Genomic DNA, 14,746 nt, shown 5'->3' on the forward strand with positions numbered 1-14,746 from the left:
CCGAGGAGGGCCTGAACGTCAAGCTCGGCGGGCAGGGCGGCAGCTACACCATCCAGCGCACCTTCGACATCAACGCCGAGACCAAGGCCTCCCTCGAGGCCGGCACCGCCGTCGTCGTCGTCCACGGCCTCGACCCCGCAACCCTGAGCCCGGCGGCCCAGGAAGCCAAGTCCGACCTGACCCCGGACCTCCCGCTGGCAGCGACCTCGCCGGCACTGTGTGGAACCCTTGTCGCCTCGCAGATGGGCGCCATGCCCAACGGTGGCGCTGACACGGGAGCCACCCAGGAGACCGGGTCCAACACCGGTGCCCTGGCCCTGGGCGGTGGCCTCGTCCTGGCCGCAGCAGCAGGCGGAACCTACCTGGTCCGCCGCCGCAGCGCCGACCAGGCATAACCAACCGCACCATTGACGCCTGCCTCTAACCAAGCGTCAACACCGGCCGCCGCAGGAGCCCTCCAGCCCCTGCGGCGGCCGCTCTGTGTTCCCCTCCCTCTAAAACCACCCACCGACTTCCGGCGGCCGCAACCAACCGTTCACAATGCCACTCCCCTGCCGTGTTGGACCCGCCCGCGAAAGCGCCCTGAGGGATTCTCCAGCGCGACGCAGGGTTAGGGGTCGTTGCATCGCCGGCACCGGCCCTGAGTTCAACCTTCGTGTTTAGCCCGCTGCCTCGTGGGACCATAGGGCGAGGGTGAAAACGGGAGTGCAGATGATGAAGGGGCCGCTCCGCGGACCGGAGTGAACGATCATGCCTGGGAGCGGGAACGCCTGCGACGCTGGATGCGGTGCCGGGGAGACCCTGGATGTACCCGGAAGATGACATACAGCGCACCGCCTGACACGCGGGCGATTAGGCACTGGGGTCTGGGACACTTGACGCGATTGGCCGGTACGCAGGCCACTCTGCCTCCTCCCCCACCCACGCAGGATCGGATATGTCAACCCTTCCCGGGCCACGAAGCCCTGTTCAAGATGCTTGGTTTCGGAGTTTGCCGCCGGGTAGGTTTCGACAGCAGGGAGGGGCGGACTGCCGCGGTGCCGCAGCCGGAATGCCTCCGTGCGCTGGCGGTGCTCGTTGTGGGGGCGGGCACCGCTGTAGCCACCGGCTGGGGTCCCCGGCGCCACTGTCTTTTATCAGGAAGGTCTCAAACCAGATGCCAGTTCTCGGCACGCCCGGCCACCGGCCTGCCCCAGGGCCGCCTTCGGATCTTTCTGATCTGCTATGCAGCGCCGCCGAACAGGACGAGGAAGCCTTCGAGGAGCTGTACCGGCGCTGCTCGCCCCGCGTGTACGCGCTGGTGCGCAGGGTCATTGTGGACGCCGAACTGAGTGCTGAAACCACGCAGGAGGTCTTCCTGGCGATCTGGCAGGGCGGTCCCGCCCGATTTGATCCCCGTAAGGGCACGGCCATGGCGTGGATCCTGACCATCGCCCACCGCAAGGCCGTCGACAAGGTCCGCTCCGAGCAGTCCCGCCGCGACCGGGATGTTCGGTGGGGCCTTCAGAACCAGGACGTGGACCACGGCCGGGTCTTCGACACCGTCGCGACCCGCCTGGAAGGTGAGACCGTCACCGCGTGCCTCAACGGGCTCTCTGCTGTTCAACGCGAAGCAATTCATCTGGCCTTCTACGCCGGCCTGACCTACAGCGAGGTGGCCGGGCGCCTGAATATCCCCGTCCCCACAGCAAAGACCCGCATCCGCGACGGCCTTCGACGGCTCGGCGCCTGCCTGAACCCGGAATAAACCCCGCGCAGGTTCCCCTCGCCCCGACCCAGCCGAGCACGGCAGGACCAACCCTCGTTCTCCGCACGCCTCCGCCAATCCCGCCGGAATGCGTCCGACCGGACCGATCCCTTAGGACCGGAAAGCACCGGGGACATCCCGATCATATTTCCCGGCACCCCTCGAGGATCCGGCACCCTGGCCGACCGACTTCGCCCCGTACGTGGAATACCCGCAATCCTGCTCCCGGATGCTAAGGGTGCACTGCTGAACCAGCCGGACCGGTTCGTCGGCCCGGCGGAGATCGCTTTTGCAAACAAAATTCCCACCAGCCCCTTCCCAGACGGCAGTTTTCCCTGCCACAGTATGCAATTAGGGGAAAACATAAGTCTGCTTGGTTTTTTCCCGGCGGCCACAACCCGCCAGTAAAGCGTGACGAACCATCCGATAGGCACACAACCGACGTGTGCACCCACCGCACAGTGAAGGAAACCAATCTCCATGAACAAGAAAATGCGTCTCCTTGCAGCCCCAGCCCTCGCCCTCGGCGCGGTCGCCCTGGCGGGATCCCCCGCGATGGCAGCCGACGGCTCCTACTCATCCACCCTGGGCCAGCTCAACGGCACCACGGGCTCCGGCACCATCACCGTCGATGTCACCGGCAACACCGCCATGGTCAACCTTCAGGTTTCCGGCCTCGCCGAGACCTTCATGGACGGACCCTACCCGCACGTCCAGCACATCCACGGCGGCGCGCAGGGCGTCTGCCCCACCCCGGATGCCGACACCAACGGTGACGGGATCATCAACACCACCGAAGGCGACCCCTCCTACGGCGGAATCCAGACCACCCTGACCACCAGCGGCGCCACGACCCCTGCCGAGGGCCTGAACCTGGCACTGGGCGGACAGGGCGGAAGCTACTCCATCCAGCGCTCCATCGAGCTTGACGCAGCCACCAAGGCCTCGCTTGAAGCCGGAACCGCTGTCGTGGTGGTCCACGGCCTCGACCCCGCCACCGCGACGGGCTCCGAGGAAGCGTTCAACTCGCCCAGCGACCTGAACCCCGACCTCCCGCTGGGCGCCACCTCGCCCGCACTGTGTGGCACGCTCGTCGCCTCCCAGATGGGGGCAATGCCCAACGGCGGCGCGGACACAGGCGCCGAGCAGCCGGGTGCCGGCGATAACACCGCCATGATCGCCCTCGGTGGTGGCCTGCTCCTCGCGGCAGCAGCCGGCGGCACTTACGCCGTCCGCCGCCGTTCAGCGGACAACGCGTAACGCCATCCTCATCCCGTGATGAGCAGAACAACCGGCCGCCGCTGGGGCTTCGCAGCCCCGGCGGCGGCCGCACTCCTCCTCCTGGCCGGATGCGGCGGAACCCCGGCCGCGTCCGGCCCCGAGACGGCCGCACCCCCGACGAGCACGTCCTCCCCCAGCCCGTCCGCGGCGCCTGGCACCTCAGCGCCGACCGCGGACTCCCCGGCGCCGGCCGAGACCCCGGCGCCCACCCAGGCCCCGGCGCCCGCACCTGCGGCTCCCAAGACTTCCGCACCGCAGGCGCCGGCGGTCCTGGCGGCCTCGCCGCCGGTATCCCTCTCCATTCCCGCGATCGGTGCCACCTCGGAACTGCTCCGGCTGGGACTGCGGGCAGACCGGACCCTTGAGGTGCCACCCGACGGCCCCGGCGCCCCCGCCAGCTGGTACACCGAGTCCCCCACCCCGGGCGAGCGGGGGCCCGCCGTCCTGCTGGGCCACGTGAACGCCACCGACGGCGGCAAGGGCGTCTTCGCCGACCTTCGGGCGCTGAAGCCCGGCGCCCGCATCAGCGTGGCGCGCGAGGACGGAAGCACCGCCGAGTTCAAGGTCCTGCGCGGCGAGGCGTACGCCAAGGACGCCTTCCCGACCGCGAAGGTCTACGGGAACACCCCCGGTGCGGAGCTGAGGCTCATCACCTGTGACGGCTACGACCCTGCCACCGGGGAGTTCGACGACAACTACGTGGTGTACGCAGCCCTCGTGGGCTGATCCCGCCGGCACTGATCCCGGCTGTGCTGCTCCCCGTCCTGCGGAACCGGCCTCAGCCGGCGACCAGGCAGAACGGGTGTCCGGCCGGATCAAGGTAGACGCGGAAGGTGTCGGTGCCCGAGTTGAGGCTCACGGCGCCGCCGGCGAGGACCTGCGCCTCGGCCTCGTCGAGGTCGGCCACGAGCACATCGAGGTGCATCTGCTGCGGGACCTCCTGCCCGGGCCACTTCGGTGGGGTGTAGTTCTCCACCAGCTGGAAGGCCAGCGCGGGACGGTCGGCGGCGTCACCAATGGTTATCCAGTCAGCTGACTCGTCCACCCGGATCATGCCGAACAGGTTCTGGTAGAAGGTGGCGAGCTGCCCGGGGTCGGGGCAGTCAAGGACAGTTGCTTGCCAGGATCCAATCATGGTCCCAGTATGCGTTGGGGCGCGCCCCTCCGGTAGATGCTGGAGGCAACGTCCGGCGGTGCCCTATCCGGCCAGCGGGATGACCTCGATCCCCCGGACCGCGCCGACGATCACCAGCACCCGCTCCCCCACCACGCCGTCGAGGGCCCGGGCGAGTTCCTCCCCGGAGGGCACCGCCGCGTCCGGAGTGGGATCGGCGCGCCACCACATGGTGACCCCGGCGCCGGTGATCCCGCTGATCAGCTCAGCAAGCGGTTCGGCGCCGGCGCCGGCCACGAGGATCACCGAGCCGATCGCCCGGCGGTCCGCGGGCGCGGCCCCTCCGGCCGCCGCGCGGTCCTGCCGCCAGACGCTGAAGTGGTAGGCGGCCGTGCCGCCCGTCGCCAGGAGGAGCCCCAGGGGTGCCCGCACGCGCTCGATCAGTGCCGCCCCGCCGACGTCCGCGAGCAGGAACTCGAAGATCAGGTACCCAAGCACCAGCAGCGTGATGAGGGCGACCAGGGCGCTGAGGCCGAAGACCGCCACGAGGTAGACCCGGCGCCGGGACCGTTCCCCGCCGCCGGGTGCCGCCGTCGGCCGCCACGCGAACCACCAGACCGGGCCGCCCACCGCCAGCGAACTGATTCCCCCAAGCAGCAGGGTCCGGGGGTCGTTGCCGACCACGGGCGAGGCGAGCGCTGCGAGGAGGGCGTTGACGATCACCCCGACGCCGGCCGCCGCGGCCGCCAGGGAAACGCCCGAGGTGACGAGCCTGCCGGCCAGTCGGGTGCCCTCGGCCCGGGTGGCGGCGGCGCGCAGGTGGTAGACCCACACCGGGGCGCCGATGGCCGCCGCGGCGAGCGCCGGCGCCAGGGGACTCAGCAGCGCGGACTGCGGATCCGTCCGGTCGAAGGCGAGCCGCAGCAGCACGAAAAGCACCGTGCCCAGTCCGCCGAGGGTCAGCAGGCCCGCACCGAGCACCCCGAACAGCACCAGGGCGACATTGGAGAGCGCCGTGCGCAGGTGCCGCCCGCCGCCGCGCATCCAGTAGGCCAGCCAGAGACCGGCTCCCCCGGCCGCCCACACGAGGGCCGCAAGGGACGCGCGCCACCAGGGCACCCCGATGGCTCCCCCCGAGGTGGAGCCCTCGACGGCCGCGTCGAGGAGGCCCGCCAGCGCCCAGTAGGCCCCGCCGACCGCCAGGACGAGTCCGAAGATGTAGCCCCCAACGAGCGGAAGATCCTTCAGTGCCAGCGGCCCCCTGGTCCGGTGGCGCCACATCCAGTGGTGCCACAGGAGGACCCCGGTCCAGACGAGACCGCGCGCCAGACCCTCCGACCACCGCTCCGGGTCGCCGCCGATGAGCGAGGCCGCCGTGCCGAGCAGCGCGGTGGCCGCGGTGATCAGCGACACCGCGTAGATCCCGGCCACGTAGAGGCCCCAGGCGGTCGAGGACCGTTCGCTTTCCACCCGACGCCAGGCGACCCACCACAGGAGGGCGGCCAGCGGTCCGCCGACGAGGGTGAAGGCCAGCGAGCGGGCCAGACCGGTGACATCGTCCGCGACCAGGACGTCGCCGGCATTAAGGAGCCGCCCGAGCAGCCCGGTGAGGCCGCCGGCGCCGATGAGCACCAGGGCGAAGAGCAGCGTGAAGACGATCAGCCGGCGCAGGACCGGCTGGGCGGAGCTCCTTCCGGGGGCGGCCCGCGTGCCGGTGCTCACCGGGCCTCCGCCCCGGCGTCGCACACCCGCAGCAGCCACGGGGCCCGCTCGATGAGCCAGTCGCCGTCGACGCGGACGAGGCCGAACTCATCCCGGGATTCGTATTCCGAGGAGCCGAACGGACCGCCCGCATCGAAGGTCACGATCGACACCTCGACGTCCGCCGTGTTCTCCCGCTCCCGGGTCGCGACGAGGCTGATTCGAAGGTTGTCCCCGGTGGGGGTGTGGAACTCGTCGCAGGGCTCGGACTGCTCCGAGAGGTAGGCGGCCGCGGCCTCCTCATCTCCGTCGATCACCGCCGCGGAGTAGCGCTGGACCACACCGCCGGGGGTGGAGGCATCGAGCAGCTTCACCTCCCCGCGGGAGAACACGACGGCCAGGGCAACGACCACGAGAAGGCCGAGCACCGCGAGCAGGACGGGGAGGGTGCGGTCGCGGCGAGCGGAATTCATGTGCACAGTATGCGCCACCGTGCGGGGTCAGCCGCCGCGGCCGGCTGTACCGCGGGCGCTGTTCCTTAGATGGCCGGTCCCCGCGGGCCGGCACCGGCTATTTGAGGAACAGCGCCCGCAGCCGCCCGGTGGTGAGCACCACGCCGATTCCGATCATGGCGGCGTAGTAAAGCACGTGGACCCCGGTGGCCGCGGTGAACACCCCGGCGCTGATCTGCCGCAGGAGTTCGACGCCGTGCCAGAGCGGCAGGGCCTGGATGAACCACTGGATGGGCTGCGGGTAGACGCTCAGCGGGTAGAAGGTCGCGGAGAACAGGAACATGGGCAGCATCACGAAGTTGACCCACTCCATCTGCTGGAAGGTCTTCATGAAGCTGGTGATGGCCATGCCGAACGCCGCGAACCCGAAGGCGATCAGCACGGAGGCCGGAATCATCAGCAGGGCCCACGGCGTGGTGATCAGGCCCATCACGCCCATCACCGCCGTGAACCCCGTCGCGTAGAGCGCCCCGCGCAGCAGGGCCAGGAAGATCTCGCCGATGGCGACGTCGAGCGGCCCGAGCGAGGTGGAGAGCATCCCCTGGTAGAGCTTGGCGAAGTTCATCTTGAAGAAGACGTTCCAGGTGCTGTCGTAGACGGCGCCGTTCATCGCGGACACCGCCAGCAGGGCCGGGGCGATGTACGCGGCGTAACTGATCTCGGAGCCGCCGGGGCCGGTCACCGTGCCCACGAGCGCACCGAGGCCCACACCCATCGACAGCAGGTACAGCACCGGCTCGAAGAAACCGGAGACCATCACCATCCAGTTGCTGCTCTTCGTGGCGCGCAGGCCGCGGGCAATGACCGCGCGGGCGTTGCGTGAATACAGGGCGCCCAGGGTGCGCGTGCGGCCGGTGAGCCGGTAGTCCTCGACGGAAAGCGAGTTTGTCATGCGCCCAGCCTCCGCGCGAAGGTCCGCTGGGCCAGGCGCCAGCCGAGCACCGTCAGGGCAATCAGGAAGAGCAGGTGGACCGCGGCGAGGCCCGGCGGGATGGCGTGCCCGTAGGTCAGGGCCCGCCCCAGTTCCGTGCCGTGCCACAGCGGTGAGATCCAGCCGATCCAGCGCAGCAGCAGCGGAAGGGTGTCGAGCGGGAAGAAGGTTCCGGAGAACAGGAACAGCGGGGTGGCGATGAAGCGCATCACGAGGGCGAACTGGCCCTTGTCCTCGGTGAGGCTTGCCGCGTAGGCCATCAGGGGCACGCCGAAGGCCAGGCCGCTGAGCACCGCGACGGGCACGGCGGCCCAGCCCCAGGGCGACGGCGAGGCCCCGAAGAGGGCGACGATGGCGAAGTAGATGACCGACATCACCGCCAGCCTCAGGGTGACGGCGAGAATGTGGCCGTTGACGATCTGGTGGGTGCCCAGCGGGGAGGCGTGCGGGCCGTAGTAGACCCGGCGCCACTTGAAGCCGTCCATCACCGGGTAGGTGAATTCGTTCGTCGCCGCCATCAGGGCGGCCGAGGCCAGCAGGGCGGGGGCGAGGAAGGCGAGGTAGCTCACGCCGCCGAACGTCCCGGCCCCGGAGCTGTCCACCAGGCTGGCCAGGCCAACCCCCATGGCGAAGAGGTACATCACCGGGGTGCCCACGCTGGAGGCGAGGATTGTCCACCGGTAGCTGTTCATGACCCGCAGGACATGTTCGGCGTAGTACCAGGAGCCGAAGGCACGGGCCCGGGCGGCAGAGACCTCAGGTGCATGGGCACGCAGCCCCGGCCCCGGCGTCCCGGCGGATGCCGCGGGGCGGGCACCGGTGCGGTGCTCAGTCAACGAGGCTCCTTCCGGTCAGGCGCAGGAACACGTCCTCGAGGGAGGACCGGCGCACCAGGGAGGTGATGGGGTGGAGGCCGCGGGCGGTGACCTGCTCGAGGGCCGCCTCGCCGTCGGAGGCATAGATCAGGACCCGGTCGGGCAGGGTCTCGAGCCGCTCCCCGATGCCCTCGAGGTCGGCCGCCACGGTGGTGTTGCGTTCGGAGCCGAACCGCAGTTCGAGCACTTCGCGGGTCGAGTGCTCCCGGATGAGGGTGGCCGGCGACCCCTCGGCCATGATCCTGCCCTTGTCCACGACCACCAGGCGGTCGCACAGCTGCTCGGCTTCGTCCATGTAGTGGGTCGTCAGGATCAGGGTGACCCCGGACTCCTTGAGGCGGAAGAGCCGGTCCCAGAGGATGTGGCGGGCCTGCGGGTCAAGGCCCGTCGTCGGCTCGTCGAGGAGCAGGATCTTCGGCTCGTTGATCAGCGACCGGGCGATGGTCAGCCGGCGCTTCATGCCGCCCGAGAGCGAGTCGACCTTGGCGCCGGCCTTCTCGGTCAGCTGCGCGAACTCGAGCAACTCGTCGGCCTTGGGCTTCAGGTAGCTCATCGGCAGGCCGAAGTAGCGCCCGTACACCAGGAGGTTGTCGCGGACCCGCAGTTCCTCGTCGAGATTGTCCTGCTGCGGCACGACGCCAAGGTGGGCGCGGACCTCGGGGCCGTGCCGTTCGGGGTCGAGGCCCATGATGGAGAGCTCGCCCGAGGTGCGCTGGGAGACCCCGCCGATCATCTTCATCGTCGTCGACTTGCCGGCTCCGTTGGGGCCCAGCAGCCCGAAGGCCTCCCCTGCCGGCACCTCGAAGGAAATCCCGTCGACGGCGGCGAACTCGCCGTAGTGCTTCGTCAGGGCGCGCGCGGCAATAACAGGCTCAGCGGTGAGGTCGGGAGGCACCAGCCCAGCCTAGGCCAGAAAAGTCATTGGGACTAGCCAATCCGGGCACGAGCACGGCGAATGGACGGCCCGCGCGCCCGAAAACGACTGACAGGCCCGAAAACGACATTCGCACCGCATTTATCGGGTGCGGATGTCGTTTTCGGGTGCGCTTGCGCCTAGAGCCGGCGCTCGGCGGCGTCGACGACGTTGGCCAGCAGCATCGCCCGGGTCATGGGTCCGACACCGCCGGGGTTGGGCGACAGCCAGCCGGCGACCTCGGCCGCGGCAGGTTCGACGTCGCCGGAAAGGACCGCCTTGCCCGTCTCGGGGTCCTCGATGCGGGTGACCCCGACGTCGAGCACGATCGCCCCGGGCTTCAGCTGCGCCGCCTTGATCATCCCGGGGAAGCCCGCGGCGGCCACGACGACGTCGGCCCGCGCGAGGTGGTCCTCAAGGTCGGTGGTGCCGGTGTGGGCCAGGGTGACCGTGGCGTTGACCGCCTTGCGGGTCAGGAGGAGCCCCAGGGGCCGGCCGACGGTGACGCCGCGGCCGACCACCAGCACGTTGCACCCCGCGAGCTCGATGCCGTGGCGCCGCAGCAGCTCGATGATGCCGTTGGGCGTGCACGGCAGCGGCGAGGCCATCGGCGCGCCCACATTGAGCACCAGCCGGCCCAGGTTGGTCGGGTGCAGGCCGTCGGCGTCCTTGTCGGGGTCGATCCGCTCAAGGATGCGGTTCGTGTCGATGTGCTTCGGCAGGGGAAGCTGGACGATGTACCCGGTGGTTTCGTCGTCGGCGTTGAGCCCGTCGATGACCTCCTCGAGCTCCTCCTGCGTGATGGTCTCCGGCAGGTCCCGGCGGATCGAACGGATGCCGACCTGGGCGCAGTCGCGGTGCTTCCCCGCGACATAGGATTTGCTGGCCGGGTCGTCCCCCACGAGGACGGTGCCGAGGCCGGGCTGCACGCCGCGGGCGGCGAGCCCGCGGACCCGCACGGCGAGCTCGTCCTTGATCGCGGCGGCCGTGGCCTTGCCGTCGAGGACGCGGGCAGTAGTGGTGCTCATGAACGTTCTCCGGTCGTTTCGGGGGTCTCGATCAGTTCAAGAAGGAATGCCTTCCCGCGGTCACAGCACCCGGTGAAGCAGCATTCCGCGCTGGGAATGTCGAACTCCCCGGACGCCGCCCGGGAGGAGGCGGCGCCCGCGGGGAGTTCTCCTACCACTCCTCGTGGCCCGGGTACAGCGGGAAGTTGGCGGCGAGCGCCGATACCCGTGCCCGCAGGGCGGCGACGTCGGGGGACGGCTTGAGTGCGGCGGCGATGATTTCGGCGACCTCGGTGAACTCGACGGCACCGAAGCCGCGCGTGGCCAGCGCCGGGGTGCCGATGCGCAGCCCGGAGGTGACCATGGGAGGCCGCGGGTCGAAGGGAACGGCGTTGCGGTTGACGGTGATGCCGACCGAGTGGAGGAGGTCCTCCGCCTGCTGCCCGTCGAGGCTCGAGTTGCGGAGGTCGACAAGCACCAGGTGCACGTCCGTGCCGCCGGTCAGGACGGAGACGCCGTGCTCGGTGACGTCGGACCCGGTAAGGCGTTCGGCGATGATCCGGGCGCCCTCGAGAACCCGCTCCTGGCGTTCCTTGAATTCGGCGGATCCCGCGATCTTGAAGGCGGTGGCCTTGGCGGCGATCACGTGCATCAGCGGCCCGCCCTGCTGGCCGGGGAAGACGCTCGAGTTGAGCTTCTTGGCCCAGTCCTGCTTGGCCAGGATGACTCCGGAGCGCGGGCCGGCGAGGGTCTTGTGCACGGTCGAGGTCACCACGTCGGAGTACTGGACCGGGCTGGGGTGCAGGTCCGCGGCGACGAGCCCGGCGAAGTGGGCCATATCGGTCCACAGCAGCGCACCCGTCTCGTCGGCGATGGAGCGGAACGCCTCGAAGTCGAGGTGGCGCGGGTACGCGGACCAGCCGGCGATGAGGACGTCGGGCTTCTCGGCGAGCGCCTGGGCGCGGACCCGGTCCATGTCGAGCCGGTGGGTGTCCTCCTCGACACCGTAGGCGGCGACCTCGTAGAGCTTGCCGGAGAAGTTCAGCTTCATGCCGTGGGTGAGGTGCCCGCCGTGGGCCAGTGAGAGGCCCATGATCTTGTCGCCCGGCTTGATCATGGCGGCGAGGGCGGCGGCGTTGGCCTGCGCTCCCGAGTGCGGCTGCACGTTGGCGTACTCGGCGCCGAACAGCTCCTTGACGCGGGAAATGGCGAGGTTTTCGGCGACGTCGACGTGCTCGCAGCCGCCGTAGTAGCGGCGTCCCGGGTAGCCCTCGGCGTACTTGTTGGTCAGGACCGAGCCCTGGGCCTCAAGCACGGCGCGGGGTGCGAAGTTTTCGGAGGCGATCATTTCGAGGGTGTCCCGCTGGCGGCTCAGCTCGTCGCGCAGGACTGCGGCGATCTCCGGGTCGATCTCGGACAGCGGGGCGTTGGTGACGGAATCGGTCAGGGGCGAAGTGGTCACGAAAGGTCCTTCGGTGGTGGGGTGCTTTACAGCTCAGGCTACCCGCAGCACTGTGGTGCAGCCCACTCGGGACGGCGCGCAGCGGCGGAAGTAACCCCCGGCCCAGGCGTGCGATCCGTGGTTGGCACAGTGCCCCGCAGGGTCTTTTGGGCCCTCGCCCGGCTCCCTGCAGTGCGTGCCGCTTCCCGGTGGTTGCCCACCCTACGCCAGTCGCGGCGCCACCTATCCTAGCCGCAGCGCTCCGGACGGTGCCACCCGGGCCGGTGGATCCCGGCGCACCTTACGCTGTCGTCCGCAGTCCCGGCGGCGGTCCCGGCAGCGGCGTGGGCGGCGGCTCCAGCGCCGTGTCTGGCGCCGTAGCGGCGTGGGTACCGGCCTGCCGCCGGGGAGGCCTTTCCGGCGATGTGATGCTCCTCATGGAGGGCTCCGTTTGGGGCCGGCGCCGGAATACCCGTGGATTTGGGCCGGTTGCACCGTTCACATGCCCGGTCTCAGCCGGGCCGATGGATGCCGGTGCCGACGCCGGTGGAACAGGGCGGGATAGTGGACAACGAAGTGCGCGAGACGGATATCGTCGTCATCGGGGCAGGCCAGGCCGGCCTGAGCAGTGGGTACTACCTGCGCAGGCGCGGGATCGAGCCGGGCAGCGGGTTCGTGATGCTCGATGCGAACGACGGCCCCGGAGGCGCCTGGCGCCACCGCTGGCCATCGCTGACGTTCGATGCCGCCCACGGACTCCACCCGCTGCCGGGCCTGCCCTTCGAAACCCCCGACCCGAAGGAGCCGTCCTCGGCCGTCGTGACCCGCTACTACGGCGCCTATGAGGCGGAGTTCGGGCTCCCGGTGATCCGCCCGGCGCGGGTGGCCCGGGTGGAACGCATCGACGGTGGGGAAGGCCTCGAGGTCACGGGCCGCGAGGGCATCTCCTGGCGGGCGCGGGCCGTCATCAATGCCACCGGAACCTGGGACAGCCCCTACCTGCCCTACTATCCGGGGCGGGAGCTCTTTCGCGGCCAGCAGCTTCACACCCACGGGTTCCGCGCCGCCTCCGACTTCACCGGCAAACGGGTCCTCGTGGTCGGCGGAGGGACCTCGGCCGCCCAGTTCCTGCTCCAGCTCAATGACGCCGGCGCCAGCACGGTCTGGAGCACCCGCCGGCCCGTGGAATGGTTCGACCGCGACTTCACCCCGGAATGGGGGCGGGACATCGAGGCCGCCGTCAACGCCCGCACCCGCGCCGGGCTTCCACCGAAGAGTGTGGTGGGCACCACGGGCATTTCCCGTACGGCGCAGTATGCGGCCGGCATCGAGGCGGGAATCCTCGTCTCCCGCGGGCCGATGCGGCGGCTCACCGAACACGGCGTCGAACTTGAGGACGGCACCTACGAACCCGTCGACGTCGTGCTTTGGGCCACCGGTTTCCGGGCCTCGATCGACCACCTGGCCCCGCTGCACCTGCGCGAGCCCGGCGGGGGCATCCGCATGGACGGCGTCCGGGTGATGCGCGAGGACCGCCTCCTGATGGTCGGCTACGGTGCATCCGCCTCCACGGTGGGGGCCACCCGCGCGGGCCGCGCCGCCGCCCTGGCTGCGCTGAAGGTTCTTGGCTCCCGGGAACCGGTGCCTGCCCGGTAGCCCGGGACCCCGGTAGCCTTGGACGGTGACCGCACCAGCATCGAGTTCCTATTCCCTCACGCTCTCCTGCCCCGACCGGCCGGGCATCGTCCACGGTGTGTCCGGGGCCCTCGTCGCCGCCGGCGCGAACATCACCGAGTCCCAGCAGTACGGGAGCCCGGACACGGGCACCTTCTTCATGCGCGTGGCGCTGGCCACGGACGCCGGTGAGGCCGAACTGCGCCGGCAGCTGGAGCCGGTCGCCGGTTCCTTCGGCATGGACTGGGAGCTCAACGTCGACGGCACGCCCACCCGCACGCTGATCCTGGTCTCGAAGGCCGCCCACTGCCTCAACGACCTGCTGTTCCAGCACCGCTCCGGCACGCTGCCCATCGAGGTTCCGGTGATCGTCTCGAACCATCCCGATCTTGCCGACCTCGCCGCGTTCTACGGAGTGGAGTTCCACCACATCCCCGTGACCCCGGAGACGAAGGAGGACGCCGAGGAGCAGCTGCGCGCGCTCATCCTTGAACACCGGATCGACCTCGTGGTGCTCGCGAGGTACATGCAGATCCTCAGCGACGGGCTCTGCGCCGACCTGCGCGGGCGCGCCATCAATATCCACCACTCCTTCCTGCCCTCCTTCAAGGGGGCGCGCCCCTACCACCAGGCGCACGCCCGCGGCGTGAAGCTGATCGGCGCCACGGCGCACTACGTCACCGGGGCGCTTGACGAGGGCCCGATCATCGAACAGGAGGTGATCCGGGTCGACCACGCCCGCAGCGTCGAACAGTTCGTGGCCATCGGGCGGGAGCTGGAGGGCCGCGCCCTGGTGCAGGCCGTGCAGTGGCACGCCGAACATCGGGTCCTGCTCGACGGGCAACGGACCATCGTCTTCAACTAGGGTGGTTACCTATAGTAGGTTGCGAGAAGGATGCGTTGATGTGAAGACCGGGACAGGTGACGTCATGAGGGAAACAGGTCCGCGCAGGCTTTCCAGGGCGGACCGCCGGCAACAGCTGCTTGAAACGGCGTTGCTGATCGTGCGCGAGGAAGGCGCGGATCGGCTGACGCTGGGACATCTGGCGGCCCGGGCTGGAGTATCCAAACCCATCGCGTACGAGCATTTCGGCAGCCGCTCCGGTCTGCTGATCGAGCTGTACAGGTCTCTCGACGGCGACCAGGTGCGGAAGCTCCGGACAGCGTTGGCGGATGGGGCGGGTACGCTCCAGGACACTGCCGTTCTCCTGGCGACCACTTACATCCATTGCGCTGCCGATACCAACGGTGATTGGCAGGCTGTCGGCGCGGCTTTGGCCGGCAGCGATGAGAAGGATGCCGTTCTCCAGGAAATGATCGATGGTTACGTGTTGCTGTTTGCCACGGCTTTGGCTCCCCACACCCCGCTGGGGCCAAAGGAGCTCGAGCTGCGCTGCATCGGACTGGTGGGTGCCGGCGAAGCGCTGGCTGCCGCGATGGTGCGGGGCGGCTGCAGTGAGATCGAAGCCGCACATACTTTCGCGACGCTGATCCCCGCCGGGCTGGCAGCCTTCGGTGACCGCGTGTCGACGTCGTCGCTGCGATGAACC

At 69.8% G+C, this 14,746-nt stretch carries 15 protein-coding genes; 7 read left to right on the plus strand and 8 right to left on the minus strand.

The window, feature by feature from the left end; translation table 11 throughout:
• The 4 genes from QZX79_RS11690 to QZX79_RS11705 form a co-directional block, all read left to right on the plus strand.
• A partial coding sequence (locus QZX79_RS11690) for an LPXTG cell wall anchor domain-containing protein (RefSeq protein ID WP_294568448.1) occupies nucleotides 1–395 on the plus strand: 395 nt, incomplete at its 5' end.
• Nucleotides 396–1,156: 761 nt separating this feature from the next.
• Nucleotides 1,157–1,747 (plus strand): ECF RNA polymerase sigma factor SigK, encoded by a 591-nt coding sequence (gene sigK / locus QZX79_RS11695; RefSeq protein WP_294568449.1) that lies wholly within the window; start codon nucleotides 1,157–1,159, stop codon nucleotides 1,745–1,747.
• Between the two features lie 480 nt (nucleotides 1,748–2,227).
• Nucleotides 2,228–3,007, plus strand: a complete 780-nt coding sequence (locus tag QZX79_RS11700; RefSeq protein WP_294568450.1) for a CHRD domain-containing protein — start codon at nucleotides 2,228–2,230, stop codon at nucleotides 3,005–3,007.
• Nucleotides 3,008–3,025: 18 nt separating this feature from the next.
• Complete coding sequence (locus QZX79_RS11705) at nucleotides 3,026–3,754, plus strand: class F sortase (RefSeq protein ID WP_294568451.1); 729 nt, start codon at nucleotides 3,026–3,028, stop codon at nucleotides 3,752–3,754.
• Between the two features lie 52 nt (nucleotides 3,755–3,806).
• Here the strand turns inward: QZX79_RS11705 and QZX79_RS11710 are convergent, their stop codons facing one another.
• The 8 genes from QZX79_RS11710 to glyA all read right to left on the minus strand — a co-directional run bounded on the left by QZX79_RS11710 (nucleotide 3,807) and on the right by glyA (nucleotide 11,543).
• Complete coding sequence (locus QZX79_RS11710; protein WP_294568452.1) at nucleotides 3,807–4,163, minus strand: VOC family protein; 357 nt, start codon at nucleotides 4,161–4,163, stop codon at nucleotides 3,807–3,809.
• Between the two features lie 63 nt (nucleotides 4,164–4,226).
• Nucleotides 4,227–5,864 carry a DUF5671 domain-containing protein gene (locus QZX79_RS11715; RefSeq protein ID WP_294568453.1) on the minus strand — a complete coding sequence of 546 codons (1,638 nt, stop codon included), beginning with the start codon at nucleotides 5,862–5,864 and terminating at the stop codon, nucleotides 4,227–4,229.
• Nucleotides 5,861–6,316, minus strand: coding sequence for a hypothetical protein (locus QZX79_RS11720; RefSeq protein ID WP_294568454.1), 456 nt, complete (start codon nucleotides 6,314–6,316; stop codon nucleotides 5,861–5,863). Before QZX79_RS11720 ends, QZX79_RS11715 begins: the two co-directional genes overlap by 4 nt.
• A 97-nt stretch (nucleotides 6,317–6,413) precedes the next feature.
• Nucleotides 6,414–7,247: an ABC transporter permease gene (locus tag QZX79_RS11725; RefSeq protein WP_294568455.1), complete on the minus strand. Its 834-nt coding sequence runs from the start codon at nucleotides 7,245–7,247 to the stop codon at nucleotides 6,414–6,416.
• Nucleotides 7,244–8,122, minus strand: a complete 879-nt coding sequence (locus QZX79_RS11730) for an ABC transporter permease (protein ID WP_294568456.1) — start codon at nucleotides 8,120–8,122, stop codon at nucleotides 7,244–7,246. Before QZX79_RS11730 ends, QZX79_RS11725 begins: the two co-directional genes overlap by 4 nt.
• A complete protein-coding gene (locus QZX79_RS11735) occupies nucleotides 8,115–9,056 on the minus strand; it encodes an ABC transporter ATP-binding protein (protein ID WP_294568457.1) in 942 nt (313 codons plus the stop codon). The genes QZX79_RS11730 and QZX79_RS11735 overlap by 8 nt, the downstream gene beginning before the upstream one ends.
• Nucleotides 9,057–9,214: 158 nt before the next feature.
• A complete protein-coding gene (locus tag QZX79_RS11740; RefSeq protein WP_294568458.1) occupies nucleotides 9,215–10,102 on the minus strand; it encodes a bifunctional methylenetetrahydrofolate dehydrogenase/methenyltetrahydrofolate cyclohydrolase in 888 nt (295 codons plus the stop codon).
• Between the two features lie 151 nt (nucleotides 10,103–10,253).
• A complete protein-coding gene (glyA, locus tag QZX79_RS11745; RefSeq protein ID WP_294568459.1) occupies nucleotides 10,254–11,543 on the minus strand; it encodes a serine hydroxymethyltransferase in 1,290 nt (429 codons plus the stop codon).
• A gap of 543 nt (nucleotides 11,544–12,086) precedes the next feature.
• Between glyA and QZX79_RS11750 the strand changes: the two genes are divergently transcribed.
• From QZX79_RS11750 to QZX79_RS11760, 3 genes are read left to right on the plus strand one after another with little or no spacing between them, the layout of a single operon-like run.
• Nucleotides 12,087–13,178, plus strand: a complete 1,092-nt coding sequence (locus tag QZX79_RS11750) for an NAD(P)-binding domain-containing protein (protein ID WP_294568460.1) — start codon at nucleotides 12,087–12,089, stop codon at nucleotides 13,176–13,178.
• 25 nt (nucleotides 13,179–13,203) lie between these two features.
• Nucleotides 13,204–14,061, plus strand: a complete 858-nt coding sequence (gene purU, locus QZX79_RS11755; RefSeq protein WP_294568461.1) for a formyltetrahydrofolate deformylase — start codon at nucleotides 13,204–13,206, stop codon at nucleotides 14,059–14,061.
• 40 nt (nucleotides 14,062–14,101) lie between these two features.
• Nucleotides 14,102–14,743 (plus strand): TetR/AcrR family transcriptional regulator, encoded by a 642-nt coding sequence (locus QZX79_RS11760; RefSeq protein WP_294568462.1) that lies wholly within the window; start codon nucleotides 14,102–14,104, stop codon nucleotides 14,741–14,743.
• The last annotated feature ends 3 nt before the right edge of the window (nucleotides 14,744–14,746 follow it).

Source organism: uncultured Arthrobacter sp., from assembly GCF_902805515.1.
Classification (GTDB): domain Bacteria; phylum Actinomycetota; class Actinomycetes; order Actinomycetales; family Micrococcaceae; genus Arthrobacter_D.